At 68.9% G+C, this 24,120-nt stretch carries 26 protein-coding genes and 1 pseudogene; 17 read left to right on the top strand and 10 right to left on the bottom strand.

The annotated features are described in order from the left end of the window. Positions 1 to 73 precede the first annotated feature (73 nt). On the bottom strand, positions 74 to 931 hold the full coding sequence (locus BMW54_RS02230; protein WP_090052623.1) for a 2OG-Fe(II) oxygenase: 858 nt from the start codon (positions 929 to 931) through the stop codon (positions 74 to 76). A 129-nt stretch (positions 932 to 1,060) separates the two neighbouring features. On the opposite strand from BMW54_RS02230, the gene BMW54_RS02225 reads away from it, so the two are divergent. Then, positions 1,061 to 1,459 carry a DUF3224 domain-containing protein gene (locus tag BMW54_RS02225; RefSeq protein ID WP_090052621.1) on the top strand — a complete coding sequence of 133 codons (399 nt, stop codon included), beginning with the start codon at positions 1,061 to 1,063 and terminating at the stop codon, positions 1,457 to 1,459. A gap of 11 nt (positions 1,460 to 1,470) precedes the next feature. Here BMW54_RS02225 and BMW54_RS02220 read toward each other — a convergent pair whose 3' ends face one another. Further along, complete coding sequence (locus BMW54_RS02220) at positions 1,471 to 1,719, bottom strand: GIY-YIG nuclease family protein (RefSeq protein ID WP_090052619.1); 249 nt, start codon at positions 1,717 to 1,719, stop codon at positions 1,471 to 1,473. A gap of 24 nt (positions 1,720 to 1,743) precedes the next feature. Here BMW54_RS02220 and BMW54_RS02215 point away from each other — a divergent pair, with 24 nt between their 5' ends. Beyond that, complete coding sequence (locus BMW54_RS02215; RefSeq protein WP_090052617.1) at positions 1,744 to 2,814, top strand: aminotransferase-like domain-containing protein; 1,071 nt, start codon at positions 1,744 to 1,746, stop codon at positions 2,812 to 2,814. On the opposite strand, the gene BMW54_RS02210 is transcribed toward BMW54_RS02215, so the two are convergent. Beyond that, entirely contained in the window at positions 2,815 to 3,633 is an 819-nt protein-coding gene (locus tag BMW54_RS02210; protein WP_090052615.1) for a tRNA threonylcarbamoyladenosine dehydratase, read from the bottom strand. 64 nt (positions 3,634 to 3,697) lie between these two features. Here BMW54_RS02210 and BMW54_RS02205 point away from each other — a divergent pair, with 64 nt between their 5' ends. From BMW54_RS02205 to cqsA, 4 genes are all read left to right on the top strand, one after another. Then, positions 3,698 to 4,087, top strand: a complete 390-nt coding sequence (locus tag BMW54_RS02205) for a cytochrome c (protein ID WP_090052612.1) — start codon at positions 3,698 to 3,700, stop codon at positions 4,085 to 4,087. Between the two features lie 16 nt (positions 4,088 to 4,103). Beyond that, on the top strand, positions 4,104 to 5,513 hold the full coding sequence (locus tag BMW54_RS02200) for a sensor histidine kinase (RefSeq protein WP_090052610.1): 1,410 nt from the start codon (positions 4,104 to 4,106) through the stop codon (positions 5,511 to 5,513). Further along, positions 5,513 to 6,550: a response regulator gene (locus BMW54_RS02195; RefSeq protein WP_090052608.1), complete on the top strand. Its 1,038-nt coding sequence runs from the start codon at positions 5,513 to 5,515 to the stop codon at positions 6,548 to 6,550. The genes BMW54_RS02200 and BMW54_RS02195 overlap by 1 nt, the downstream gene beginning before the upstream one ends. Positions 6,551 to 6,804: 254 nt before the next feature. Further along, positions 6,805 to 8,067 carry an alpha-hydroxyketone-type quorum-sensing autoinducer synthase gene (cqsA, locus tag BMW54_RS02190; RefSeq protein ID WP_090052606.1) on the top strand — a complete coding sequence of 421 codons (1,263 nt, stop codon included), beginning with the start codon at positions 6,805 to 6,807 and terminating at the stop codon, positions 8,065 to 8,067. 18 nt (positions 8,068 to 8,085) lie between these two features. Here the strand turns inward: cqsA and BMW54_RS02185 are convergent, their stop codons facing one another. The 5 genes from BMW54_RS02185 to BMW54_RS02165 all read right to left on the bottom strand — a co-directional run bounded on the left by BMW54_RS02185 (position 8,086) and on the right by BMW54_RS02165 (position 11,113). After that, positions 8,086 to 8,391: an Mpo1-like protein gene (locus tag BMW54_RS02185; protein WP_090052604.1), complete on the bottom strand. Its 306-nt coding sequence runs from the start codon at positions 8,389 to 8,391 to the stop codon at positions 8,086 to 8,088. Positions 8,392 to 8,405: 14 nt separating this feature from the next. After that, positions 8,406 to 9,287 carry a pirin family protein gene (locus BMW54_RS02180; RefSeq protein WP_090052603.1) on the bottom strand — a complete coding sequence of 294 codons (882 nt, stop codon included), beginning with the start codon at positions 9,285 to 9,287 and terminating at the stop codon, positions 8,406 to 8,408. An 82-nt stretch (positions 9,288 to 9,369) separates the two neighbouring features. Continuing rightward, positions 9,370 to 10,233, bottom strand: a complete 864-nt coding sequence (locus BMW54_RS02175) for an alpha/beta hydrolase family protein (RefSeq protein ID WP_254779011.1) — start codon at positions 10,231 to 10,233, stop codon at positions 9,370 to 9,372. 97 nt (positions 10,234 to 10,330) lie between these two features. After that, on the bottom strand, positions 10,331 to 10,534 hold the full coding sequence (locus BMW54_RS02170) for a transcription antiterminator/RNA stability regulator CspE (protein WP_090052602.1): 204 nt from the start codon (positions 10,532 to 10,534) through the stop codon (positions 10,331 to 10,333). A 369-nt stretch (positions 10,535 to 10,903) separates the two neighbouring features. Beyond that, on the bottom strand, positions 10,904 to 11,113 hold the full coding sequence (locus BMW54_RS02165) for a cold-shock protein (protein WP_046967385.1): 210 nt from the start codon (positions 11,111 to 11,113) through the stop codon (positions 10,904 to 10,906). Between the two features lie 327 nt (positions 11,114 to 11,440). On the opposite strand from BMW54_RS02165, the gene BMW54_RS02160 reads away from it, so the two are divergent. Next, positions 11,441 to 11,911 (top strand): hypothetical protein, encoded by a 471-nt coding sequence (locus BMW54_RS02160; RefSeq protein ID WP_090052600.1) that lies wholly within the window; start codon positions 11,441 to 11,443, stop codon positions 11,909 to 11,911. On the opposite strand, the gene BMW54_RS02155 is transcribed toward BMW54_RS02160, so the two are convergent. Next, positions 11,912 to 13,180 (bottom strand): winged helix-turn-helix domain-containing protein, encoded by a 1,269-nt coding sequence (locus BMW54_RS02155; RefSeq protein WP_254779009.1) that lies wholly within the window; start codon positions 13,178 to 13,180, stop codon positions 11,912 to 11,914. It lies immediately after the preceding gene. Between the two features lie 114 nt (positions 13,181 to 13,294). Between BMW54_RS02155 and BMW54_RS18900 the strand changes: the two genes are divergently transcribed. Both BMW54_RS18900 and BMW54_RS02145 read left to right on the top strand, forming a co-directional pair. Next, a complete protein-coding gene (locus BMW54_RS18900) occupies positions 13,295 to 13,834 on the top strand; it encodes a hypothetical protein (RefSeq protein ID WP_090052598.1) in 540 nt (179 codons plus the stop codon). Positions 13,835 to 14,071: 237 nt separating this feature from the next. After that, positions 14,072 to 15,082 carry a phospholipase A gene (locus BMW54_RS02145; RefSeq protein WP_254779223.1) on the top strand — a complete coding sequence of 337 codons (1,011 nt, stop codon included), beginning with the start codon at positions 14,072 to 14,074 and terminating at the stop codon, positions 15,080 to 15,082. A gap of 222 nt (positions 15,083 to 15,304) precedes the next feature. Here BMW54_RS02145 and BMW54_RS02140 read toward each other — a convergent pair whose 3' ends face one another. Continuing rightward, positions 15,305 to 15,787: an FKBP-type peptidyl-prolyl cis-trans isomerase gene (locus tag BMW54_RS02140; RefSeq protein ID WP_090052594.1), complete on the bottom strand. Its 483-nt coding sequence runs from the start codon at positions 15,785 to 15,787 to the stop codon at positions 15,305 to 15,307. A gap of 187 nt (positions 15,788 to 15,974) precedes the next feature. Here BMW54_RS02140 and BMW54_RS02135 point away from each other — a divergent pair, with 187 nt between their 5' ends. The 8 genes and pseudogenes from BMW54_RS02135 to BMW54_RS02105 all read left to right on the top strand — a co-directional run bounded on the left by BMW54_RS02135 (position 15,975) and on the right by BMW54_RS02105 (position 24,120). Next, positions 15,975 to 17,969 carry an ATP-binding protein gene (locus BMW54_RS02135; RefSeq protein WP_090052592.1) on the top strand — a complete coding sequence of 665 codons (1,995 nt, stop codon included), beginning with the start codon at positions 15,975 to 15,977 and terminating at the stop codon, positions 17,967 to 17,969. 12 nt (positions 17,970 to 17,981) lie between these two features. Beyond that, positions 17,982 to 18,881, top strand: a complete 900-nt coding sequence (locus tag BMW54_RS02130) for a hydroxymethylglutaryl-CoA lyase (protein WP_090052590.1) — start codon at positions 17,982 to 17,984, stop codon at positions 18,879 to 18,881. Positions 18,882 to 18,944: 63 nt separating this feature from the next. Continuing rightward, positions 18,945 to 19,430: pseudogene (locus BMW54_RS18960) on the top strand (GNAT family N-acetyltransferase); the annotation flags it as partial. An 87-nt stretch (positions 19,431 to 19,517) separates the two neighbouring features. Beyond that, positions 19,518 to 19,916 carry a GNAT family N-acetyltransferase gene (locus BMW54_RS18955; protein ID WP_256374583.1) on the top strand — a complete coding sequence of 133 codons (399 nt, stop codon included), beginning with the start codon at positions 19,518 to 19,520 and terminating at the stop codon, positions 19,914 to 19,916. Beyond that, positions 19,913 to 20,482 carry a GNAT family N-acetyltransferase gene (locus tag BMW54_RS02120; protein WP_090052588.1) on the top strand — a complete coding sequence of 190 codons (570 nt, stop codon included), beginning with the start codon at positions 19,913 to 19,915 and terminating at the stop codon, positions 20,480 to 20,482. The genes BMW54_RS18955 and BMW54_RS02120 overlap by 4 nt, the downstream gene beginning before the upstream one ends. 93 nt (positions 20,483 to 20,575) lie before the next feature. Then, positions 20,576 to 21,343, top strand: coding sequence for an SDR family NAD(P)-dependent oxidoreductase (locus BMW54_RS02115; protein ID WP_090052586.1), 768 nt, complete (start codon positions 20,576 to 20,578; stop codon positions 21,341 to 21,343). Positions 21,344 to 21,372: 29 nt separating this feature from the next. Then, positions 21,373 to 21,939: an elongation factor P-like protein EfpL gene (yeiP, locus tag BMW54_RS02110; RefSeq protein ID WP_090052584.1), complete on the top strand. Its 567-nt coding sequence runs from the start codon at positions 21,373 to 21,375 to the stop codon at positions 21,937 to 21,939. Between the two features lie 111 nt (positions 21,940 to 22,050). Then, positions 22,051 to 24,120, top strand: coding sequence for an FUSC family protein (locus BMW54_RS02105; protein ID WP_254779007.1), 2,070 nt, complete (start codon positions 22,051 to 22,053; stop codon positions 24,118 to 24,120).

Genomic DNA, 24,120 nt, shown 5'->3' with positions numbered 1-24,120 from the left:
ACGACCCTGGCAGCCTCGCGGCGCATTGTTCCCCCTTCCCCCTGGACGACGAAGCGTCGACCTTACACCAACGTCAGCCGGGAAAGGCGTGCTCGCGCATCCATTTCGTCAGGATCCACTTCTCGCCCCGGAGCACCGGCGCGCCGCCATGCAGCGACAGCGGATCGAGCGCGCCTTCGGGCGTGGTGTACTCGAAATAGAGCGCCTGCCCAAGGCGTGGGACGTAGCTGAAATCGATGCGCGGGAAGATGGTCTCGCCGCCCGCTTCCACGTCGTTGAGGTACATGATGAGCGTCGACACGCGCTGCCCGCCGCTCGCCAGATGCGCCTTGCTGCCGGGGTCGTCGGGCGGGAAGTAATCGTAGTGGGCGACGTATTCCGCGCCGACGCCGTAACGCATCGCCTGCAGGCCTTCGCCGTGCTCTTCGCCCAGTCGCATGAGGAGCGCCGCGCGCGCGTCGACGCGCGCGATCAGTTCGTTTTCGGAACGGCCGAAGTTGGCCCCCTCGCTGGTGCGGATGGACTGCACGACACCCTGCCCCGTGCCGGGGCTGACGACCTGCGAGCGCGCGAGACGCGACGTCGCCATCTCGCGCAGCGCCGCGCACTCGTCGGCGTCGAGCACGCCATCGAGGATGGCGATGAGCGGACGCGCTACCCGCGCGAGGACGCGGACGCGGCGATCGCCGGCGTCGAGGACGTGCCCCTCGCCCAGGCGGCTGCGGAAGGACGCCGGCACCGCGTCGGACGCCTCGCGCGGCGCGGCCCCGCCGAACACGGCGTCGGCGATCGCGTCGCGCGCGGCGCGCTCGTCGAACCGGTGCTCGCGCATCGTGGCCAGGAGATCCGCGGGACCGTGGCCGGCGGCCAGCGACTCGCCGATCCAGCGATGCCAGTCGGGGGTGATCTTCGTATGAGGACGGGCTTCCATGGCAGTATCTTCGTCGACGGTGGAAGCCGTAAGGGCTCCATTTTCCGACCGGAGGACGTCATGCGTTTCCTGCGCCGGAGCGTGCTTGTCGCGCTCATCCTAAGTCACTCCATCGCCTACGGGTACCCTATGTCACAGCAAGCGCACGGTTCGTTCGACGTCACCATGACGCCTTCCGGCAAGCCGGACGAGCGGGACGGGTCGGCACTCGGGGCGATGACCCTGGCCAAGGTCTTCCACGGCGACCTCGATGGAACGTCCGCCGGCACCATGCTGACCGCCTCCAGCACGGCGACCCCGGGCTCCGCGGCCTACGTCGCGGTCGAACGCTTCGAGGGCACGCTGGGCGGCAGGAAGGGCGCGTTCGCGCTCGTCCATCGCGGCGTCATGTCCGCCGCGGGCCGCGACCTGTCCATCACGATCGTGCCGGATTCAGGCAGCGGCGACCTCAAGGGGATCAGCGGGACGCTGACGATCGACATCCGCGACGGCAAGCACTTCTACGACCTGAGCTACGCGTTGCCCTGATCCACGCCTGGTCACGCAGGCTGCGTCCCGAGCCACGCGAGCTTGCGTGCCTTCGGCAGCCGCTTGACCTCGTGCTCGGCCTTCGACGCCGCCGAGCGATCGGGGAACGGGCGCGAACCGAGCAGGCGCACCGGCGGATTGGCGCGCGTGTAGCGGGCACCCTTTCCGGCGACGTGGGCGGCGTAGCGCGCCTCCAGGTCGTTGGTGATGCCCGCGTACCAGGCGCCGTTACGGCATTCGATGAGATAGACGCACCACATGGTGGGCAAGCCTACAATGCCCGCATGGCGCCGAACTACGATCTTGCCGTCAACCTGCCCCTTCGCCTGAACGCGGCGACGCTGCTCAACGCGCGACTCGCCCGGACCAGGGTGGACGCCGACGCGCTGGCCTATCCCGATCTCGCCGGTCCCCTCGACGTCCGCGAAGCGATCGCGCGCTGGCTCGCGCGGGCATCGGGGCACGCGGAGGTCGATCCGGCGCTGATCGCGCTGACCATCGGCGCGCGGCATGCACTCGGGCTCACCCTGCTCCAGGTGGCGATGCCGCGGAACCGGGTCGTGCTGGTCGAGGAGCGCACGTACCACGGCTTCCGGACCGCCGCGCGGGGCATGGGCATCCAGTGCGTCGACGTCGCGGCGGACGAGCACGGCGCCCGGCCCGAGGCGCTCGCCCAGGCCGCGCGCCGTCACGCCGCGCAGGTCTTCTACGTCCAGCCCACGTATCAGAACCCTACGACGGTCACCATGCCGCTCGCGCGGCGCCAGGCGATCGTCGCCACGGCGCGGGAGCTCGGACTGATCCTCATCGAGGGGGACGTCTATTCGCCGCTCGCGACCTTCAGCGGCGAGGCGCTGCCGTCGCTGGCGTCGCTCGCGCCCGAACGCGTCTTCCACGCGGGCGGCATCGGCAAGATCCTCGGTCCCGGCCTGCGGGTCGGCTGGCTGCTCCACCCGGACCGCGAATCGCACGCGTCGACCACCGCGCTGATCCAGCGGGAGCAGGACGGACTTCCGACCCTCTGGCCGCGCGTCGTCGCGCGCTGCATGGACGACGGCAGCCTCGACGCGCACCTTCAGGGGCTGGCCGGAAGCATGCGCGAACGCGGACGGCTCGCCCGGCGCATCGTCGGTGACGATCTGGTCGTGAACGGCGCGTGCCTGCACGCCTGGCTTCCGGCGACGGATCCCGTGGGCGTGGAGCGTCGCCTGCTCGCTCGCGGCGTGCGCGTGGCGCGCTCGTCGAACTTCGTGTCGCGGCCCCGACGGCCGCGGGGTGTCCGGCTGTCGCTCGGCGCCGAGGAAGACATCGGCCGGCTCGAAGACGCCCTGTCGATCGTCGCCGCGGCGCGCTGATCAGGCCTTCGGTTTCGCGGTCAGTTTCTCGAGCGCCTTGCCCACCGCCGCGAACGCGAAGGCACCGGTGACATGCGTCGCCGCGCCCAGGCCGCCGCCGCAGTCGAGCTTGAGCGCATCGCTGCCCGGCGGACGCACGCCGCACACCGTGCCGTCCGCCTGCGGATACTGCACGTTCTGCATCGAGTACACGGCCGACACCCCGAAGAAGCGATCCGGATTCCGCGGGAAGCCGTGTTCCTGGCGGAGCTTCTTGCGGATCATGCTGAGCATCGCGTCGTGCTCGGTGCGCGAAAGGTCGCGCACGCGGATCTGCGTTGGATCCGTCCGGCCTCCCGCCGCGCCCACGGTGACGAGCGGCACCTTCCGGCGCCGGCACCACACGATGGTCTCCAGCTTGACCTTGAGCGCGTCGCAGGCGTCGATGACGACGTCGTAGCCGCGGTCGAGCAGTTCGTCAAGCGTCGACGGGGTGAGGAAACGCTCCATCGCCTCGAGCCGGATCGTCGGGCTGATGGCATGGGCGCGCTCCGCCACGACGCCGACCTTCGGCTTGCCGTACTGACCGTCCAGCGCGTGCATCTGGCGGTTCGTGTTGGAGAGGCACACGTCGTCGCCGTCGATCAGCGTCAGCCGGCCGATGCCGCTGCGTGCCAGCGCCTCGGCCGCCCACGAGCCCACGCCGCCCACGCCGATCACGCAGACGTGCGCATGGGCGAGGCGGTCGAGGGTGCCGCGACCGTACAGTCGCTCGATGCCGGCGAAACGTTCGGCCTGGGCCGTGCTCACGGGGGACTCGCTGGGGGAATAGGTGCTCATTGTCTCATATTGAACAAAGGTGACCGTGGGCTATGCTGGCGTCCTCGTATGCGATGGACCACCAATGCGCCCGCTGCTACTCGTCATCCTCGGCCTCGTGACAGGCGCGATGGGGGCGACCTTCGCCCTGTCCGCCCTTCACCAGGGCACCCCCTTCCATCGGGGCGTGATGGCCGTGATGCAGCACCACATGGGCGTACTGCGCGCCAACGTGCGGGCGAACCAGTGCGATGCCAAGGCCTCCGTGCTCCGGTTCGGGCGGATGCGCGCCGCGGCCACGGACGTGCGCGATGCCTTCCCGGACATGGACGCGGCGTTCTATGCGGCGGCCGACCATCTCGGCACGGCGCTGGACGCCGCCGTGGCGGCGGCACCCGCGAACTGCGAGGCGCTGACGGCCACGCTCGCCCCGGTCGGCGAGGCGTGCCAGTCCTGTCACCGGCAGTACCGATGAGCGGCGGTGCCCAGCCGTGAGCGAAGACCGAACGACGGACGCCTTGCCGGGCACCGCCGCGACGCCGGACACCACCCGGCCCCGGCAGTTCTTCCGGCTGCAGTTGTGGCTGCTGATGCGCGCGCTCGAGCGCTTTGAAACCACGATGTTCCTGCGGACGCGCTACTCGCAGCCCAAGATGGTGGCCATCGGCGTCGTCGGCAGCTTCTGCCTGGCCGTGTATTACCCCATCTGGGCGTACCTCTTCCCGCAGCCGTACGAAAACCTGCCCATGCGGCTGATCTGCAGCGCCACGTTCATCCCGCTGGCCCTGCTGCCCTGGTGGCCGCGGCGGCTGCGTACGCACCTGCCCACCTACTGGTACTTCGCGATGACCATCGCGATGCCCTTCTTCGTCGGTTACATGACCCTGCGCAACGCGACGCCGGCCTGGCTGATGACGCACCTGGCGTGCGTGATGCTGCTGATGATGCTGTTCGACATCGCCAGCTTCCTCGTCGTCTTCACCATCGGCAGCGCGCTGGCCGCGCTGGTCTTCGCGCTGTCGCCGGAGGCCCACCTGCACGCGCGGACGATGCTCGAATACGTCCCGCTGCTGATGTTCGGCATGGTCGGCGGCGCGACGTGCACGGTCTCGGCCAACATGGCGGAGCAGTCGCGCATCGACGCCCTGACGGCCGCGTCCAACAACATCGCCCACGAACTGCGCACGCCGCTGGGGTCCCTGCGCATCGCCGCCCGCGCCGTGGCCCGGTTCATGCCCGACCTGATCCGCAGCCACCGGCTCGCGGAATCCGAGGGGCTTCCGGTGCCGGAGGTCCGCGCGCAGAACCTGCACGCACTGGAGCGCAGCATCGGGGTCATGGAGCGCGAGGTCACCTACGCGAACACGATCATCGACATGCTGCTGCTGTCGGCCCGGCCGATCGGCGAGGTGCCACTCACTCCGCTGGCAGCCCGCGAACTGGTGGACCAGGCGCTTCGACGTTTCCCCTACGGCTCCCGCGCGGAGCGCGAGCGCATCACCCTCTCGGTGGCGGGCGACTTCCGGCTGCTCGGCGAGGAGGCCCTGGTGGTCCACGTCCTCTTCAATCTGCTGCGGAATGCACTTTTTCATACCGATCGGGCCGGCAAGGGCGACATCCGGGTCTTCGTCGAGCCGGGCGAACTGGTCAACCGGATACGGGTCCACGACACCGGCCCGGGCATCCCTCCGGACGTTCTTCCCCGCATTTTCAACCGGTTTTACTCCCACGCCAGCGACAGCGCGGGGACGGGCAACGTGACCGGGCTGGGGATAGGACTCGCTTTTTGTCGCGCGGCGATGGAGCATATGGGCGGAGGCATCTCGTGCCGTACCAATCTGGGGGAATTCACGGAGTTCACCCTCTCCTTTCCGCATCCGGAGACCGGGGACCGGCAGTGATGACGTTGAACTCGCAGGGCGACATCCAGCCCTTCCATTTCCCGACCACCACCGTGCTGGTCGACGACCACGAGGAATACCTCGACGTGGTCCCGTTGCTGCTCGACCCGATGATGCGGGTGCGGACCTTCAGCTCGCCGCGCAACGCGCTGGCGACGCTGGGCAACAACGGCAGCCGGCCCGTTCCCGGCGGCGGCTGGCTCTACCGCTGGAAAGATCGCCCGTCCGAGACCCAGGAACTGGTCGCGCTGGACATCGATTCCATCCACCGCGTGGTCTACGACCCGGAGCGCTTCGCCGAGATCTCCGTCGTGGTGGTCGATCAGGCGATGCCCGAAATGGACGGCATCAGCTTCTGCAAGCGCCTGCCCAACCCGCACATCGGCAAGATCCTCCTGACCGGCCGCGCGGACGACGCCACCGCCATCGACGCCTTCAATTCGGGCGTCATCGACCGCTTCATCCGCAAGAACGATCCCGAGGCGATCTCCAAGCTGCAGACGGCCATCACGGAACTGCAGCGCCGCTACTTCGAGCGCGCCAGCGCCTTCGTCGCCGAAACCCTGGCGCTCGGCAATTTCCGCTTCCTGCGCGATCCCGCGTTCCGCGAAGTCCTGCAGTCGGTGACCGCCACCTTCCAGCCCGTCGAGTGTTACGTGCACTGCAATCCGACCGGCCTGCTGCTGGTGGACGCCTGGGGCATCGGGCGCTTCCTCCTCGTCCAGACGGACGAGGACCTGCGCACCCACTATGAAATTGCGGCAGATCTCGGGGCGCCTCCGGCCGTCCTCGAGGCGCTTCGCCAGGGTGCGGCCCTGCCCTGGTTCAACTCCCGCGACGGCTTCTACCACCGGGGCGTCCGCGATCCCGAGTCGCAACTGCACCCCGCGACTGCCGTCTCCGGCGAACAGTGGTACTACTACGCCCTCATCGACGATGTGGAGCGTTTCCGGCTGCAACACGTGAAGTCGTACCGCACGTGGCTGCGCGAACAGGATCTTAGCCTGGCCGCGGACAGCCGTTCACACCGCATCTAGGGCCTCTATCCCAGGCTCGCCACTCTCATGCGCCGGCGGGATCGGCGCAGCGGCGTCCTATCGCCCGTGAAATCCAACCGGTGCGGCCCCTGGCCGTGCCCTCTCTGTCTCAAAGCCATGGGGTGCGGCAGGCCCTCGCGGGCGGTCGTTCGCGTACCTCTGTGACGATTTCGCGCCTGGCAGGGCGAGGCCGGCGTGCGTGCGCCGTCCGTCGGGCGGCGGCGAAGTTCGCCCGCTGACAGAGAGAGAAGACCATGGAAAACGTTTCCATCCTCCACCCGATCGTCAAGGCGCCGGAGCTTCCGGCATTCGTCGCACGCAGGGTCGATCGATTTCACAATGAACGGGTGGCCATCGACTGGGGTGGCCGTCACATTTTGCGCGGCCGCCGCCCGTCCGACGGCGACCTGATGCTCCAGAGCAACGACTACCTCGCCATCGCCGGCCATCCGGACATCGTCGAGGCCCAGCGCGACGCGCTCGCGACGGGTGGCCTCGGCATGATGATGTCCGCCCTCTTCCAGCAGGATGCCGATCAGCCCCTGCATCGGGCCGAGGCCGAGCTCGCCCGTGCCGTGGGCAGCGAGGACGGCATCCTCGCCCAGTCGGGCTTCGCCGCGAACGTCGGGCTGATCCAGTCGCTGGCCGGCGAGCGTATTCCGGTCTACATCGACATGCTCGCGCACGCCTCGCTATGGGAAGGCATACGCAGCGCGGGAGCGAAAGCGGTGCCGGTGCTGCACAACGACGTCGCGCACCTGGAAAGGCAGGTGCTGCGCAACGGCGCCGGCGTGATCGTCGTCGACGCCGTGTACAGCACGAACGGCAGCCTGGCGCCGCTCACGGACATCGCCGCCGTGGCGGAAGCGCACGGATGCGTGCTGGTCGTCGACGAATCCCATTCGCTCGGCACGCATGGCGCGCGCGGCGAAGGCCTCGTCGCCAGCCTCGGCCTCAACGACCGCGTGCACTTCATCACGGCGAGCCTCGCGAAGGCGTATTGCTCGCGCGCCGGCTTCATCGCGTGCACGACGCGCTTCAAGGATTACTTCGGTTGCGAGGCGCTGCCGGCGATCTTCAGTTCGTCGTTACTCCCGCATGAGCTCGCCGGCCTCTCGGCGGCGCACCGCGTGATCCAGACGGAGGGCTGGCGCAGGCAGCGGCTGCGCGCCGTCACGCGACGCGTGCGCCACGAGCTGACCGAGCTCGGCTATCCCATCGGCGACGGCACGGAGCAGATCATCGCGTTCGAGGCGGGCCAGGAAATCCTGACCGGCCACGTGCGCGACGTGATGGAGCGGCATGGGATCTTCGGCTCCGTGTTCAGCGCGCCGGCGACGACGGTCAACCGTTCGCTGCTCCGCCTGACGCTAAATGCGGGCATGAGCGACGGCGACGTCGAGCGGCTCCTGCACGCGTGCCGCGTCGCGCGCGACGACATGGCGTTGCCGACGTGGAGCGCGGCGCGCAGGGAGCAGCGCGAACAGGGCAAGGCGGCAGCCGCGGAAGTCGCGTGACGGGTCGCGTGGACGCGTTCAGCGCAGTGAAACGCGTCCACGCAGGATGTCCCGGAACATCGCCCAGTCGCCCATGAAGCTGTAGAACGGATGCCGGAACGTCGCCGGCCGGTTCTTCTCGAAGACGAAGTGACCCACCCATGCGAAACCGTAGCCACCGACCAGGGCCGCCAGGAGCCACCAGGCCTGGCCGGTGGCCACGAGCATCGCGAGCGCGACGAGCACGACCCAGCTGCCCGCGAAATGGAGGCGTCGGCAGCGCACGTCCGCGTGCTCACCGAGGTAATAGGGATAGAACTCGCGGAAACTGGCGAACCGTGCCATGACGCGCCTCGTCTTCAGTACGTGGGCAAGGGAATGCGTTCGTATTCGTCGCCGGGCACGATCGGGAAACGGCCTTCCGACCAGTCGGCCTTGGCCGCCTCGATGAGCTCTGGGGAGCTCGCGACGAAGTTCCACCACAGGTGGCGCTCGCCGTCGAGCGGTGCGCCGCCGAACAGCATGATCAACGAATCCTCGTGCGCGACGAGCTCGGGCGGATCGCCATCGTGCGCCACGGCCATGTCGAGCTTGCCGAGTTCCACGTCGCCGAAGCGCGCGGCACCCTCGACGACGTAGGCGCCCCACTCGGCGTGCTGCGCCGGCATCGCGACACGTGCGCCCTTCCGCAGCCGCGCCTCGACGAAGAACATCGGTGCGAACACGCGTACCGGCGATCGTTCGCCGAACGCGTCGCCCGCGATCACGACGAGCCGCGCACCGTCGCGCTCCACCACGGGCAGTTCGCCCGCGGCGTGGTGGTGGAACTCGGGCTCGATGCGTTCGTGGCTCTTCGGCAGCGCCACCCATACCTGGATGCCGTGCAGATTCCCGTTGTGCGCCTCGCCGGCGGGGCGGACCTCCGGCGGCGTGCGCTCGGAGTGCACGATGCCGCGTCCGGCGGTCATCCAGTTGACTTCGCCGGGACGGATGTCGACGGCGCTGCCGAGGCTGTCACGGTGGCGGATGACGCCATCGAACAGCCACGTGACGGTGGCCAGACCGATGTGCGGGTGCGGACGCACGTCGAGACCGGCGTCGTCCTCGAACGACGCCGGTCCCATCTGGTCGAAGAAAACGAACGGGCCGACGTGACGCGCTTTCAGATGCGGAAGCATGCGGCGTACGACGAAGCCGCCACCGAGGTCGCGTTGCTTGCCGTCGATGGGAATGGTGGTCATGGGCTTCTCCCCGGGAAACAGATGGGAGCCTAGCAAACGTGGGGGTGGACGGATGGTACGCGTGTGTCGCCGTGCGTGCCGCTCAGCCTTGCAACATGCCGTTCGCGAGGCGGCGTGCCACGCTGGCCGGCTGTTTCATCCAGGCGAAATGATCGGCGCGTTCGCCGCCGAGCTCGTCGGGCGTCACGACACCCGTGTCGCGCGACGCGTCGGGCATCTTGTCGAGCAGGAAATCCAGCGACGACGCCGGCGCCAGCCAGTCGTCCTGGAGCCTCAACGCGCGCACCGGCGCGCGCTGACGACCGAGCGCCGCCTCCAGGTCGACCGCGAGCCCCGCCGCGGCGTAAACGCCACGGCGGCCGCTACGGGACCAGTCGTCGATCACGCCGCGCGCCTCGTTGCCGCCGAACCCGATCCGCCTGCCGGGCAGACGGCCGACCATGTGGGCGAGCGCCGGCGCGGCGACGTACGCTAAAAGCACCCACGGCGGGAAGCGGCGCCAGTACGGGGCGCCGCTGGCGACGAGCGCGACGCCGGCCAGCTCGTGCGGCGTCATGCCGGCGAGCAGGCAGGCGAGCTGTCCGCCGAGGCTATGGCCGCCCACGTGCAGCGGGATGTCCCCGACGGTGGTGGCGAGCGTATCGAGGCTACGCGGCAGGTCGTAGGTGAGCAGTTCGCGGTAGCCCCAGTCGCATTGGCGACCAGCCCGGCGGTCGCTCGATCCGTGGCCACGCCATTCGTGGATGCCCACGGTGATGCCGTGCGCGGCGAGCGCCCGGGCGAACGGCTCGTAGTGGCGTGCCGCCACGCCAAGCGCGGGAACCCAGAGCAACGCCGCGAGGGAGCGCTCGCGGGGGCAGAAGAAGAGCAGATCGGCGGTCGCCCCGTCGTCCATCCGGAGGTGGATGGTTTCCCGTGCGACCCGTTCGTCCGTGGCGTCCGTCATGCGGTATCCGTCGTGCGCGCAAAAGCTCCCCCGGCGCAGGGCGCCGGAGGAGCGGAAGTCGTGCAATATCGGGCGGCCGAAGGCCTGCCCGCAAGACTCACTTGGGAATGACGTTGTCCGCCTGCGGGCCCTTCTGGCCCTGGGTCACGGTGTATTCCACCTTCTGACCCTCGGCAAGCGACTTGAAGCCGTTGCCCTGGATCGAACGGAAGTGCACGAACACGTCCGGGCCGCCCTCATCCTGAGTAATGAAGCCGAAGCCCTTGGCGTCGTTGAACCACTTAACAGTACCAGTTGCCATCACACACACCTCTATCCAACACACGAATAACCCGGCTCGCGTGAGCCGGCGACTTACTGGGCATGCAGGACCGGGTGAGGCGATGGAGCGTCGGATTACTCGCTTACATCGGGTCACTCTCGTGACCGCGCAGACACAGTAAGTCGGATGATAACCACATTTCGCCAAAGTTCTGTAGGGGAATGCCTACACAGGTCGATTTTTTGACGCCGATCACGCCAATGAATGCGATTAAAGCCTTATCCGGCTTCACAAATAAGAAAATGGCCTAGGAATAAAGGCGCCGACCCGCGAAGCCTGCACGACCGGCGGGCAAAAAAAACCGGGCGTTTCCGCCCGGTCTTTTCACGAAGCTTGTCGCAAGACGTATCAGGCCTTGTTGACTTCTTCGGCCTGCAGGCCCTTCTGGCCGTTCACGACCTTGAAGGAGACCTTCTCGCCTTCGGCGAGCGACTTGAAGCCGTTACCCTGGATGGCGCGGAAGTGCACGAACACGTCCGGGCCGTTCTCACGGGAAATGAAGCCGAAGCCCTTGGCATCGTTGAACCACTTGACGGTGCCGATCTCACGATCCGACATAGAAACACTCCAATTTTTACGAATGAAACCAGCGACTTGACGTAAGCCGCTGCGTTACTGGTGTGCAAGGAAACGCGAGGAGCGAAGCGATGTTGCGGATACGTGATCAGCTGCATCGGGTCAACGTAACTCTATGACCCCGGCAAACACAGTCCGCCGACTATACTCGCGCTCGACGCAAATAGCGATGGGCGCCGATCGAACCGCCCCGCGCTGACGCGGTTTTCACCCCGTGTGGGAACATGCTTGCGCCGCGTCGCACCCGGGGTGCGACTCGATTGTCCGTTTTTGCCACCGTCACCGTTACCGAAAGGGGGACCGCCGACCATGAACCGCCACACGCTCCGACTGATTCCTTTCTTCGCAGGCGCCCTCGCCCTGGCCGCCTGTTCGGACCACTCGACGAAGCCGGCCCCGACCACCACCCGCACCGTGACCACCACGGCGACGCCGGCGACCGGCGGCACGAAGTCCACCGGCAGCACCAGCACGACGACCACGCGCACGACCACCCGCACGAGCGTCAAGGACGCGCCGCTGCCCGAGAGCACCGGTATCGCGTCCTGCGACGAGTATCTCGCCAGCTACAAGACCTGCCACCTGGCCGCCGGCATCTACGCCCGCGACCAGATCGACACCCGCTACGACATGATGCGGACGAGCCTGCTGAAGCAATCGCAGGATCCGGACATGCGCGACCAGCTCGGCAACCGCTGCACGTCGCTCGCGAACCAGCTCAAGGAAGCCTTGCACGGCAAGTCCTGCGCGGACGTGCCGGCGCCCGCCTCCACCCGCTGATCAGGCGTCCAGCGCCGCCTGGACCAACGCGGCCAGCCCCCTTGGCTGGCCGCGTTCGACGACCACCCTCGGGGTGCCGTGCCACGCGGCGCACGTCGATATCGCTTCGGCCACGCCCTGCACGACCGGCACGGACGCCTGCACGCCGTCTTCGAGCCATATCCCGATCACCTGGAACATGCCCGACTGCCGGTGCGCCTTGGCGTCGACGCGACCGATGAGCCTGCCTCGATGCAGGATGGGCAACGCGTAGTAGCCGTATTTCCGCTTCGCCGCCGGCGTATAGCACTCGATCGTGTATTCGAACCCGAACAGCTCGAGGGCCCGGGCCCGGTCCCACACGACCGGATCGAACGGTGACAGCAAGGTGGTCCGGGAAGCACGCAGCGCGTTGCGCGCGCCCTCTGCAAGAAGATCGCCGTGCTCCCGGTGCACGTACGCGGCGTCGCTCCACCCATCGACCTCGACGCGTGACAGCGTGCCGTCCGCGACGAGCGGCGCGAGCTCGTCGTCGGTGACGCGGGGCTTCAGGCGAAAATAATCGGCGATCCAGCGCGCCTTCGCGATGCCGAGCGCACGCACGCTTTCGACGATGAAATGCCGCCGGACGGTCGCTTCGTCGAGCGTTCCCGAAGTTGGTGGCTCCGGCCAGGCGGCGACGACGCGCTCCGAAAGGTCGTAGACACGCTGGAAGCGATCGCGCCGGGCGACCATCAGCCTGCCCAGCGCGAACCATGCCTCGAGCCAGCGCTTCTCCGGCTTCCAGCCCCACCATCCTTTCGTGCCAGTGCCCTCGCGCTCGAAGTCGGCCGCACGCAACGGTCCTTCGCGGCGGATCCGGTCGAGCAGCGCCTCCATGTCGATCCGCGCCTCGGCGTACGTGCGCTCCGCGCTCCGATGCGCCCAGTGCCCCGCGCGGCCGGAACGGTAATCGCGATGCCAGCGGAACTCGGTCGCCGGAACGAAACATGCCTCGTGGGCCCAGCATTCCGCGATGCGTCCCTCGGCGAGCGCGTCGTCCAGCCAGTCGTTCGCATAGGGTCCGAGGCGCGAGAAGAGCACCATGTAGGGGCTACGCGCGACGACGTTGATCGTGTCGATCTGCAGCACGCCCATGCGTGCGATCGTGGGCACGACATCGCCGCGACGCGCCTTGCGCGTGCTTCGTCGCAGAAGGCCTTGCGCGCCCAGGTGGATCAGCTGGGCGGACCGCGGAGACAGCCGGATCACGGCGCCCGTCGAAGGCACGTCGGTTGCACGTGACGCCACGGTAGAGGCCTTCTCGCAGTTGGGTCGCCATTAAATCGTTCCTTGCTAGCGTCGGCAACGATGCCGTCGTCTCCGCTCGACGGCACCCCCACCGCTGACGAAAGGAGGCCATCCATGAAGTACCGTGCACGCGCCATCGGCTTTGGCGCATCGCTGCTGCTGGCAGGCGCGGCGTTCGCCCAGAACCCGCCATCATCCCCCAATCAGGTTCCGCCACCGCCGCCCGGCGAAGCCACCCCGCTTCCGCCTCCGCCGCCGGGCAACGTGCCTCCGCCGCCTCCCCCGACGGACGCCCTGCCTCCGGATCCGGCCGCGCCGCCGCCGGCCGCCCAGGCCCCGCCGCCGCCTCCGCCGCCGCCCGGTGCACCGATGCCTCCGGCGCCAGCCGCCGGCATGGAGGCGGGCTCCACGGGCGCGACGATGCCGACGCCCCAGGGCCAGGTCACGGTGAACAGCGGCCCGGCTCCGGCGACGAAGGCGGGTCCGCCGCCGTCGTTCGAAACGCTGGCCAAGGGCAAGAAGTCGATCACCAAGGAAGACGCCAAGGCCTATCCGCTGCTCGCCAACGACTGGCTGTACGCGACCAAGGGCGAAACGCTGAGCAAGTCCGCTTATGAGAAGTGGGTGCGCCAGTCGGGTGCCGGCGGTCAGTAATCGCCGCTAGCCGAAGCCGTTCGGGGGCGACGTTCTCCGCGCTCGCCCCCGAACCGGCACGAACGACGCGCCGCATGAACGCGCGCATGACGGCGATCGCGCTCCACGATTCGCAGACATTTGCGGCGGCTACACTCCCGGGTCGCCGGCCCCATGCCGGACCGCAGGGAGTCGAAAGCCATGAAATCCATTCGCGCCGTTGGCGCCGCAGGTGTCTATGCCTGCCTGCACGCGGGGATGGCCTTCGCGCAGAGCCCGAGCCCCACCGACATCCGCGCCTGCGCCGGTATCGAAACCGATGCGCAGCGCCTGCTCTGCTACGACAAGGCCGTGGGCCGCGACCGGCTTCCGCAGGCCGCGAAGAAGGAAGACCCGGCCGCGCGATCGCCCAGTGTCGACCTCGCGACACGCAATTCCGGAGAGGTCGCCCGCCCGCTGTCGTTGCTCGACAGCCGCTGGGAACTGTCGCCGGAATCGAAGCTCGGCACGTTCAACCTGCGCGGCTACAAGCCCACCTACGCGCTGCCGATCTTCGCCAGCTCGAAGCAGAACACGCGCCCGCACAGCCCCGCGCCGGACCACACGGTGAGCACGCCGCAGAAGCTGGACAACGTCGAGGCCAAGTTCCAGATCAGCCTGAAGACCAAGGTCGCGGAAAACCTGTTCGACGACAACGGCGATGTGTGGGTGGGCTATACGCAGTCGTCCCGCTGGCAGGTCTACAACAAGGACAATTCGCGGCCCTTCCGCGAAACCAACTACGAACCCGAGGCCATGCTGGTGTTCAACACGAACTACCAGATCCTCGGCTGGACGGGCCGTCTCGCCGGCATCGGCGTCAACCATCAATCGAACGGCCGCGCCGATCCGCTGTCGCGAAGCTGGAACCGCGTCATCGCGGACATCGGCTTCGAACGCGAAGGCTGGACGGTGATGCTTCGTCCGTGGTGGCGCATCCCCGAGGATCGCAAGGACGACGACAATCCCGACATCCAGGATTACATGGGTCGCGGCGAGATCCAGGTGGTGCACGAGATCGGACGCCAGGAATTCGGCCTCACGGCACGGCACTCGTTCCGCTCGGGCGATCGCTCGCACGGCTCGCTGCGCGGAACGTGGAGCTTCCCGGTCGCGGGTAACCTGCGCGGTTACCTCGAGGTGTTCAACGGCTACGGCGAAAGCCTGATCGACTACAACCATCGCGCCACGTACCTGGGCCTGGGTGTGTCGCTGCTCGACTGGTACTGAGTTGGCGGAGGGCGGTTCTGGGTACACACCCGGCCGCGCCAGCTCCTGGTCGCGGCCTCGAAAGATGTCGCGCGCAGGTGCGCTCCCACAGGTGCGACGGTGGGAGCGGACCTGGCCGCGACGGCTTTTCGCCCCGGTCCGCAAGCTGGCGCGCCAGCTCCGGGTCACGGCCTCAAAGGATGTCGCGCCCAGGTGCGCTCCCACAGGTGCTCTTGCCGGCGCTTAGTGGTGGTGACCGCCGGCGCCGTGGACGTGGCCGTGCGACAGTTCTTCCTCCGTCGCCTCGCGCACGTCGGTGATCTCGACCGCGAAGTGCAGCGTCTGGCCGGCGAGCGGGTGGTTGCCGTCGACGGTGACGTTGTCGCCCTCGATCTTGCTCACGGTGACGTTGATGCTGCCCTGGTCGTTGCGACCCTGGAACTGCATGCCCGGCTGGAGGTCTTCCACGCCCTGGAACGCCGCGCGCGGAACCACCTGCACGAGTTCGTCGTGACGCACGCCGTAGCCTTCCTCCGGCACCACGTCCACCTTGAACTGGTCGCCCGGCTGGCGGCCTTCCAGCGCCTTCTCGAGGCCCGGGACGATATGGCCTTCGCCATGGATGTAGGCCAGCGGCTCGCGGCCTTCCGAGCTGTCGATGACGTTGCCCTGGTCGTCGGTCAGCGTGTAGTGGAAGGAAACGGCGTGGCGGTTGGCGATCTGCATGGAATTCTCGCTCTGGAGGAGATAAAGGACGGCGGGTCACGCCATCCGGGCCCCCAAGGCTAGAAGACCCGCCCCGCGACTGCAAATCACGAAGCGTTCGCGATGCTGCGGCGCAACCCGCCGACATCGCGCGATCTGCTAATTTTCCCGCCTTTCCCCTCCGCCCCTGACCCGTGCCGGGAGTCGCATGTTCGACCGCATCCTGATCGCCAACCGCGGCGAAATCGCCTGCCGCGTCATCCGGACCTGCCGCCGCCTCGGCATCCGCACGGTCGCCGTGTACTCCACCGCCGATGCCGATGCCCAGCACGTGCGCCTCGCGGACGAGGCCTGGCCGATCGGCGGTCCGCGGCCCGCCGAGTCGTACCTGCGTGGCGACGCGATCATCGAGGTGGCGCTCCGCAGCGGCGCGCAGGCGATCCACCCCGGCTACGGTTTCCTCTCCGAAAACACGGACTTCGCGCGCGCCTGCGCGGCCGCCGGCATCGCCTTCATCGGCCCGCGACCGGAAAGCATCGACGCGATGGGCTCCAAGGCCGCCGCCAAGGCGCTGATGGAGCGCCACGCCGTGCCGCTGGTGCCCGGCTACCACGGGGACGACCAGGATCCGGCACATCTCGCCGACGAAGCGAAGCGCACGGGCTTTCCGCTGATGATCAAGGCCGCCGCCGGTGGCGGGGGCAAGGGCATGCGCATCGTGCGCGATGCCGAGGGATTCGCCGAGGCGCTCGCCTCCGCGCAGCGTGAAGCGGCGAACGCGTTCGGCGACACGCGCGTGATCCTCGAGCGCTACGTGGAGCATCCGCGGCACATCGAGTTCCAGGTGTTCGGCGACACGCACGGCAACATCATCCATCTGAACGAGCGCGAATGCTCCGCGCAGCGCCGCTACCAGAAGGTGCTCGAGGAGACGCCCTCGCCGTTCCTCGACGAGGCCCGACGCGAACGCATGGGAGCCGCCGCCGTCGCGGCGGCCCGCGCCGTCGACTACGTCGGCGCGGGCACCGTCGAATTCATCGTCGCGCAGGACGGCGAGTTCTTCTTCATGGAGATGAACACGCGCCTGCAGGTGGAGCACCCCGTCACCGAGGAGACGCTCGGGCTGGACCTCGTGGAGTGGCAGCTGCGCGTCGCCGCCGGCGAGCCGCTGCCGCTGGCCCAGGACGCGATCCGCGCGACCGGCCACGCGATCGAGGTGCGGCTGTACGCGGAAGATCCCGAGGCGAACTTCCTCCCCGGTTCGGGGCGCCTCGTCTCGCTCGACCTGCCCCGCGCGTCGGCGCACGTGCGGCTCGACGGCGGCGTCGTCGCCGGCGACACCGTGACGATCTTCTACGACCCGATGATCGCGAAGCTGATCGTCCACGACCGCGACCGCACCCAGGCGCTCGAACGGCTGCGCGCCGCGCTCGCCGACACGGAAATCGTCGGACCGAAATCCAACGTCGCGTTCCTCGAACGCCTCGCGCGTCACCCGGTCGTGGTCGAGGGCCGCATCGACACCGGCTACCTCGACCGCCATCTGGACGAATTCCTCACCGGCGACGCCGCGCCCACCGATCTGGACCGGTTCGCGGCGGCGACGGCGTTCCTGCTCGGCGACGAGGCGACCCGCCACGCGCCCGCCGCGGATCCGCACTCGCCGTGGGCCGCCTCGGACGCCTGGCGGCTGGGCCATCCGGGCAAGCGCGTCGTCGCGCTCATGGAAGGTGGCCGCCGCCACGAGATCGATGCCCATGGGCACGGTGGCGATTACATCCTCCACCTCGACGACCGCGCGTGCACGGTGTCCGGCGCGCGGCTTGGCGACGGCGTGCTCTCCGCCCGTTTCGACGGCCAGGCCCGGCGTGTGCCGATCGCCGTCCACGGGTCGCGCATCCGCCTGCACGACGCCGACGAACGCCGCTGGACCTTCGAGCGCGCGCCCGCGTTCGCGTGGACCGGCGAGGAGACCGCCGGCGCGCGCCAGCTGGTCGCGCCGATGCCGGGACGGATCGTCCTCGTCCGGGCGGCCGTCGGCGACAGCGTCGAGGAAGGACAGGAACTGCTGGTGATGGAAGCGATGAAGATGGAGCTGGCCTTGAAGGCTCCGCGCGCCGGCACCATCGAATCGATATCGGCGGCGCAAGGCGATTTCGTGGACGCGGACGCGGTGCTCGTGCGCTTCGCCGAAACGGCCTGACCGGAGAGCGCATTGAACACGTCCAGCCATGTCCGCATCGTCGAAGTCGGTCCGCGCGACGGCCTCCAGAACGAAAAGGCCCTGCTTCCGGCCGCGGTGAAGATCGAACTGATCGACCGCCTCTCGGCGACCGGTCTCGCCACGATCGAAGCCACCAGTTTCGTCAGCCCGAAGTGGGTGCCGCAGCTCGCCGACGCCGCCGAGGTCTTCCGCGGCATCCGCAAGGCGCCCGGCGTCGTGTATCCCGTGCTGGTGCCCAACCTGCAGGGTTACGAGCGCGCGATCGAGGTCGGCGCGTCCGAGGTGGCCGTGTTCACCGCCGCGTCGGAAGCCTTCAACCGCGCGAACATCAACGCGTCGATCGACGAGTCCATCGATCGCTTCGTGCCCGTGATGGAACGCGCGCGCGCCGATGGCGTGGCCGTGCGCGGCTACGTCTCCACCGTGCTCGGCTGCCCCTATCAGGGGGAGGTTCCCGTCGCGGACGTCGTCCGCGTCGCGCGCCGGCTGCACGAACTGGGCTGCCACGAGGTGTCGCTGGGCGACACCATCGGCGTCGGCACGCCGGCGAAGGCGCGTGCCATGCTGCGCGCCGTGGCCGCCGAGGTGCCGATGGGCGCGCTCGCCATCCACTTCCACGACACCTACGGCCAGGCGCTCGCCAACATCCTCGCCTGCCTCGAGGAAGGCGTGCGCGTGATCGACAGCGCGGTCTCCGGCACCGGTGGCTGCCCGTACGCCAAGGGTGCCACCGGCAACGTCGCCAGCGAGGACGTCGTCTACATGCTGCACGGCATGGGCATGACGACGGGCGTCGACCTCGACCGCCTCGTGGAGACGGGCGCGTGGCTGGCGGCCCGGCTGGGCAAGGAGACGGCGAGCCGGGTCACGCGGGCGCGTACGGCCGCGTAACGCGTCGGCAGCGCCGCCCAAGGACGCCTTGGCGCGCGTGGTCGTGCGTGGCAGCATCGACGCATGCCTGCCGACTTCCTGATCCGCCCGATCGAACCCCGCGACGATGCCGACATCGCCGCCGTGATCCGCACCGTGATGCCCGAGTTCGGCGCGGACGGGCCCGGCTTCGCGATCCACGACCCCGAAGTGGACACGATGTCCTCGGCCTACTCGGCGCCGCGCTGCGCGTATTTCGTGGTCGAGATGCACGGCCGCGCCGTGGGCGGCGGCGGCATCGCGCCGCTCGAAGGCGGCGACGACGAAACCTGCGAGCTGCGCAAGATGTACTTCCTGCCGGAAGCGCGCGGCTCCGGTGCCGCGACGCAGCTGCTCCGCCGCTGCCTCGACGCGGGACGTCGCGCCGGCTTCTCCCGCTGCTACCTCGAAACGCTGACCGGGATGGACGCGGCGCAGGCGTTGTACCTGCGCCTCGGCTTCACGCGCATCGACGCCCCCATGGGTGGCACGGGACACTTCAGCTGCGACCGCTTCTTCCTCCGTAGCCTCAACGACGGCGACCTGATCGTCCCGCCGACACCGCCGTCGCTCGTGTTCGCCATCGACGATCCCGGCCGTGCCGACGTGCTCTCGCTGATGGAGGAACTGCACATCTACCTGTCCGACCTCGATCGCCCGGTGCCTCCGCCGGCGATCAGCGTGCTCGCGCTGCGCCAGCCGCAGACGACGTTCATGACCGCGCGTGTCGACGGCACACCGCTCGCCTGTGGCGCGGGTGTCGACCACGGCGACTACACCGAGCTGAAATACATGTACGTGCTGCCGGCCTGCCGTGGCATGGGTCTCGGCAAGCAGATGCTGGAGGCGCTGGAACGCGAGATCCGCGCGTCCGGCGGACGCATGGTGAAGCTGGAGACGGGCACGGCGCAGACCGAGTCGATCGAGCTCTACGAACGCGCGGGCTATCGCCGCTGCCGCCCCTTCGGCGACCATCACGCCTCCCCGTCCAGCATCTTCATGGAAAAGCCCCTGTGATCCGTATCGCCGTCGACACCGACGCCGCCGCCTGCCACGCCATCTACGCGCCGATCGTCGAGAGCAGCGCCATCACCTTCGAAACGGAACTGCCGGGCGACGACGCCATGGCCGGCCGCATTCGCACACGACTCGCCCATCACCCATGGCTCGTCTGGGAGGAAGACGGCGAGGTGCTCGCTTACGCCTACGCGGGCCGCTTCCGCGAGCGCGCGGCGTACGACTGGATCGCGGAAACCTCGATCTACGTGCACGAGAAAGCCCGCCGCCGCGGCATCGCCCGCCGCCTCTACGGCACGCTGCTCGACGCCATGCGCCTGCAGGGCATCAACCAGGCGGTCGGCGTCATCACCCTGCCCGGCGATACCAGCGTAGCGATGCACGAGGCCATGGGTTTCGCCCCCGCGGGCGTCTGGCCCAAGGCGGGCTACAAGCTGGGCCGCTGGTGGGATGTCGGCGTGTGGAGCCTCTTCCTCTCCGAACCCGCGAATCCGCCCCGCCCGGTGGTCCCGTTCGCGCGACTGGCGCAGACGCGCGAACTCCGCGGCCTGCTGGCCGCCGTGTAATCCGTAACTCCCACAACCCGTGTGCTGCCGCGGAAAGCATCCGCGGGCCCCCTCGGCTAAGATGCGCTTCTTTGCCAGTTTTCCGGAGTTCCCATGCAGCTCGAACACGTCAGGGCCGTCATCACCGGCGGCGCATCCGGCCTGGGTCATGCCGTCGCGCAGCGACTCGTCGCCGCGGGCGCGAAGGTCGCGCTCTTCGACGTCAACGAGGAGAAGGGCCGCGCCGCCGTCGCCGCGCTCGGCGCGAACGCCTCGTTCCAGCGCACCGACGTCACCTCCGAGGATGGCGTCGCCGCGAACGTCGCCGCCGCCAGCGAGGCGATGGGCGGCCTGAACGTGGTCGTGAACTGCGCCGGCATCCTGGGCGCGGGCCGCGTCCTCGGCAAGGACGGCGCCATGCCGCTGTCCACGTTCTCCACCACCGTGATGGTCAACCTGGTCGGCAGCTTCAACGTCGCCAAGGCGGCCGCGCAGCTGATGCAGTCCAATAGCGCCGGCGACGACGGCGAGCGCGGCGTGATCGTCAACACCGCCTCGGTCGCGGCGTACGAAGGCCAGATCGGACAGGCCGCGTATTCGGCATCCAAGGGCGGCGTGGTGGGCATGACGCTGCCGATGGCACGCGAACTCGCCCGCTTCGGCATCCGCGTGAACACGATCGCGCCGGGCATCTTCTGGACCCCGATGGTCGACGGCATGCCGCCGCAGGTGCAGGAGTCGCTGGCGGCCTCGATCCCCTTCCCGTCCCGCCTCGGCAAGCCGGACGAGTTCGCCGACACGGTCGCCTTCATCCTCACCAGCCGCTACCTCAACGGCGAGACGATCCGCCTCGACGGCGCCGTGCGTCTCGCGCCGAAATAATCCAACCACGACATCGAAGTCGAACACCCATGAAAGCATCCGAAGTCAAGAAAGGTAACGTCGTCGAGAACGACGGCACGGTCTACCAGGTCCGCGACATCGAGCGCAGCTCGCCCACGGCCCGCGGCGGCAACGTCACGTTCCGCTTCACGCTCTACTCGATCCCGGGCAACCGCAAGTTCGACCTGAGCCTGCGCGCCGACGACGACCTGAAGGAAGTGGAGCTCGCGCGCCGCGCGGCGAAGTTCTCGTACATGGATGGCGACGCGTTCGTCTTCATGGACGACGAGGATTACACCCAGTACACGCTCGACGCCTCGGTGGTCGGCGACAACGCCGGCTACATCGTCGAAGACCTCGAGGGCTACTACGTGCAGGTGATCGACGATGCGCCCGTCGGCCTGCAGGTGCCGACCTCGGTCGTCCTGACGGTGACCGACACCGCGCCCGAGCTCAAGGGTGCCAGCGCCACCAAGCGCACCAAGCCGGCGACCCTGAGCACCGGGATCGAAGTGCAGGTGCCCGAGTACATCACCACCGGCGAGAAAGTCACCGTGAACACGCTGACCGGCGATTTCGCAGGTCGCGCTTCGTGATGCACGGGGACGGAAACGCGGCCGCGTTCTCCATCCCCCTCGTCCCGCTTGCCCTCCAGTCAGGCAGGTTTGGGCAGAATGGTCGGCTCAATGGATGAGCCCTCCCGACCCATGAGCAACGGCTACTCGTTACGTGCCAGCGTCATCGAAACGCTGATCCGCACGAAGCGTCCCGACGTCCCGATGCGCGTCGCCCTGCGCAACACGGCGGCGGTGATCCTGCCGCTCGCCCTGGGCATCTGGTCCGGCCATCCGCAGGTCGGCATCGGCATCGCCGCCGGCGCGCTCGACACCATGTTCTCGGACCAGCCCGGTCCCTACCAGCAACGCCTCAGCCGTCTGTTCCTCGCCGCGCTCGCGGCGGGCGTGGCATCGCTCGTCGGCTTCCTCATCGGCAACTACGTCGCGCCGATGGCCCTCGCCTGCGCCGTCTGCGGTTTCGCCGGCGGCATGCTCGTCGTCTTCGGCCCCGACATCGCCCGCGTCGGCATGACCAGCATGCTGCTGCTCGTGATCACGGCGGCGACCCCCACGGATCTGCGCGGTGCCTTCGCGGGCGGCGGCCTGATCTTCGCGGGCGGCATGTTGCTGGCCGTGTTCTCCATCGCCGCGTGGCCGCTGCAGCGCTATCGGCCCGAGCGCGCCGCCCTCGCGGTCGTCTTCCGCGGGCTGGCGGAACTCGCGCGCAAGCCGCAGAAAGACGGCGAGGCTCCCGGCCTCACCGACGCGATGAACACGCTGCAGGTCACCCTGCTCGGCCGGCACCACGCGCATGGGCGCGCCATGGAAGCCTTCCGCGTGCTGCTCGAACTGGCGGAGCGCATCCGTCTCGAACTCGTCGCGATCGCCGAACTGGAATCGGGCCGGCACGGCGTCGGCGAGATGTTCCGCAACGACGCCTCGCGCGTGCTGATCGCCGCGGCCGACGCCCTCGATGCCGCCGAGCCGCCGCAACGGGCCGAGCGGGCGCTCGCCACCCTGCAGGCGAGCGAGCGCGCGTTGCTATCGGGCGCCCCGCCCATCGGCATCGGCGCGCACATCCAGGCGTTGTCCGGCCAGCTCGCCGCCGTCGTGCGCAATACGAACTGGGCCGGCTCGCGAGGCGAGGAACGCGCGCAGCGCGCGGAAACCGCGTTGCCCAAGACGCTGCGCAGCGCATCGGCGCTGTCGATCCTGCGTGCGAACGTCACGCCGGGATCGGTCGCCTTCCGTCACGCCGTGCGTTGCGCGGTGGTGCTCACGGTGGCCTTCGTGGTCTCGCGTCACTTCGCCCTGCCACACGGCTACTGGTTGCCGATGACGGCGGCGATCGTGCTCCGCCCCGATTTCGCCGCGACGTTCAACTTCGGCCTGCTGCGCGTCGTCGGCACGGTGCTCGGCCTCCTTCTGACCACCTTCGTCCTGCGCATCACGCCGGATGCCGTCGTCGCGCACCTCGCCGTCATGGCCCTGCTCTGCGTGATCTTCCGCTACCTCGCCGGCGCGCATTACGGCATCGCGGTGGCCGCGCTGACGGGCACCGTCGTCGTGTTGCTGTCGTTCGAAGGCGTCGATCCGTTCTCGGCCATGTCCGACCGCGTTCTGAACACCGCGCTAGGGAGCGCGCTCGCGCTGCTCGCCTACCTTCTCTGGCCGTCTTGGGAGCGGCACCAGGCCCGCTCGGCTCTCTCGGAGATGCTCTGCGCCTATGCGGACTATCTAGACGCCCTCGTCGCGCCCGCCGACGTGGCGACCCGGTACGAGGTCCGCACGCGCACGCGCACGGCGCGCACGAACGCGCAGGCGTCGGTCGACCGCATGCGCGCGGAACCCGGAACGCCCGCCGTGCTGCTCGAGCTGGCCGAAACGCTCTACGCCAACGGCAACCGCCTCGCACGCACGTCGATGGCGCTCGAATCGCTGATCGACGACGCCTCGGCGGCGCAGGCATGGCCGCACGTCGGCGCATTCATCCGCGAGGCCTCGGCGGCGCTGCGCGCGCAGTCCGGGGCGCTCACGCGCACCGAGGCCGTCGCGCCCCCACCGGCCCTGCGCGAGCACCAGCGCGCCCTGGCCGAGGCGCTGGCGCGCGGCGTCGACCGCGAGCTGGCCGACGCCGTGGAGCGGCTGACCGATCGCCTCACCGATAACGTCGACACCATCGCCCACGTCGTCGCCCGCCGCTCGACCGCCCCGGCCTAG

Origin of the sequence: Luteibacter sp. 329MFSha, from assembly GCF_900111665.1 — a bacterium.
In the GTDB taxonomy this organism is placed as follows: Bacteria; Pseudomonadota; Gammaproteobacteria; order Xanthomonadales; family Rhodanobacteraceae; genus Luteibacter.
Note: the sequence above shows the minus strand (reverse complement) of the source record. Positions and strands in the feature narration are given on the sequence as shown.

Excerpts from the sequence above, each read along its gene's own strand:
- BMW54_RS02195 (WP_090052608.1), top strand. The coding sequence starts at position 5,513 with ATGACGTTGAACTCGCAGGGCGACATCCAGCCCTTCCATTTCCCGACC.
- BMW54_RS02135 (WP_090052592.1), top strand. The coding sequence starts at position 15,975 with ATGTTCGACCGCATCCTGATCGCCAACCGCGGCGAAATCGCCTGCCGC.
- BMW54_RS02205 (WP_090052612.1), top strand. The coding sequence starts at position 3,698 with ATGCGCCCGCTGCTACTCGTCATCCTCGGCCTCGTGACAGGCGCGATG.
- BMW54_RS02225 (WP_090052621.1), top strand. The coding sequence starts at position 1,061 with ATGTCACAGCAAGCGCACGGTTCGTTCGACGTCACCATGACGCCTTCC.
- BMW54_RS02220 (WP_090052619.1), bottom strand. The coding sequence starts at position 1,719 with ATGTGGTGCGTCTATCTCATCGAATGCCGTAACGGCGCCTGGTACGCG.
- BMW54_RS02160 (WP_090052600.1), top strand. The coding sequence starts at position 11,441 with ATGAACCGCCACACGCTCCGACTGATTCCTTTCTTCGCAGGCGCCCTC.
- BMW54_RS02215 (WP_090052617.1), top strand. The coding sequence starts at position 1,744 with ATGGCGCCGAACTACGATCTTGCCGTCAACCTGCCCCTTCGCCTGAAC.
- BMW54_RS02180 (WP_090052603.1), bottom strand. The coding sequence starts at position 9,287 with ATGACCACCATTCCCATCGACGGCAAGCAACGCGACCTCGGTGGCGGC.
- BMW54_RS18900 (WP_090052598.1), top strand. The coding sequence starts at position 13,295 with ATGAAGTACCGTGCACGCGCCATCGGCTTTGGCGCATCGCTGCTGCTG.
- BMW54_RS02185 (WP_090052604.1), bottom strand. The coding sequence starts at position 8,391 with ATGGCACGGTTCGCCAGTTTCCGCGAGTTCTATCCCTATTACCTCGGT.
- BMW54_RS02230 (WP_090052623.1), bottom strand. The coding sequence starts at position 931 with ATGGAAGCCCGTCCTCATACGAAGATCACCCCCGACTGGCATCGCTGG.
- BMW54_RS02145 (WP_254779223.1), top strand. The coding sequence starts at position 14,072 with ATGGCCTTCGCGCAGAGCCCGAGCCCCACCGACATCCGCGCCTGCGCC.
- BMW54_RS02140 (WP_090052594.1), bottom strand. The coding sequence starts at position 15,787 with ATGCAGATCGCCAACCGCCACGCCGTTTCCTTCCACTACACGCTGACC.
- BMW54_RS18955 (WP_256374583.1), top strand. The coding sequence starts at position 19,518 with ATGGAGGAACTGCACATCTACCTGTCCGACCTCGATCGCCCGGTGCCT.
- BMW54_RS02115 (WP_090052586.1), top strand. The coding sequence starts at position 20,576 with ATGCAGCTCGAACACGTCAGGGCCGTCATCACCGGCGGCGCATCCGGC.
- BMW54_RS02175 (WP_254779011.1), bottom strand. The coding sequence starts at position 10,233 with ATGACGGACGCCACGGACGAACGGGTCGCACGGGAAACCATCCACCTC.
- BMW54_RS02170 (WP_090052602.1), bottom strand. The coding sequence starts at position 10,534 with ATGGCAACTGGTACTGTTAAGTGGTTCAACGACGCCAAGGGCTTCGGC.
- cqsA (WP_090052606.1), top strand. The coding sequence starts at position 6,805 with ATGGAAAACGTTTCCATCCTCCACCCGATCGTCAAGGCGCCGGAGCTT.
- BMW54_RS02105 (WP_254779007.1), top strand. The coding sequence starts at position 22,051 with ATGAGCAACGGCTACTCGTTACGTGCCAGCGTCATCGAAACGCTGATC.
- BMW54_RS02210 (WP_090052615.1), bottom strand. The coding sequence starts at position 3,633 with ATGAGCACCTATTCCCCCAGCGAGTCCCCCGTGAGCACGGCCCAGGCC.
- yeiP (WP_090052584.1), top strand. The coding sequence starts at position 21,373 with ATGAAAGCATCCGAAGTCAAGAAAGGTAACGTCGTCGAGAACGACGGC.
- BMW54_RS02165 (WP_046967385.1), bottom strand. The coding sequence starts at position 11,113 with ATGTCGGATCGTGAGATCGGCACCGTCAAGTGGTTCAACGATGCCAAG.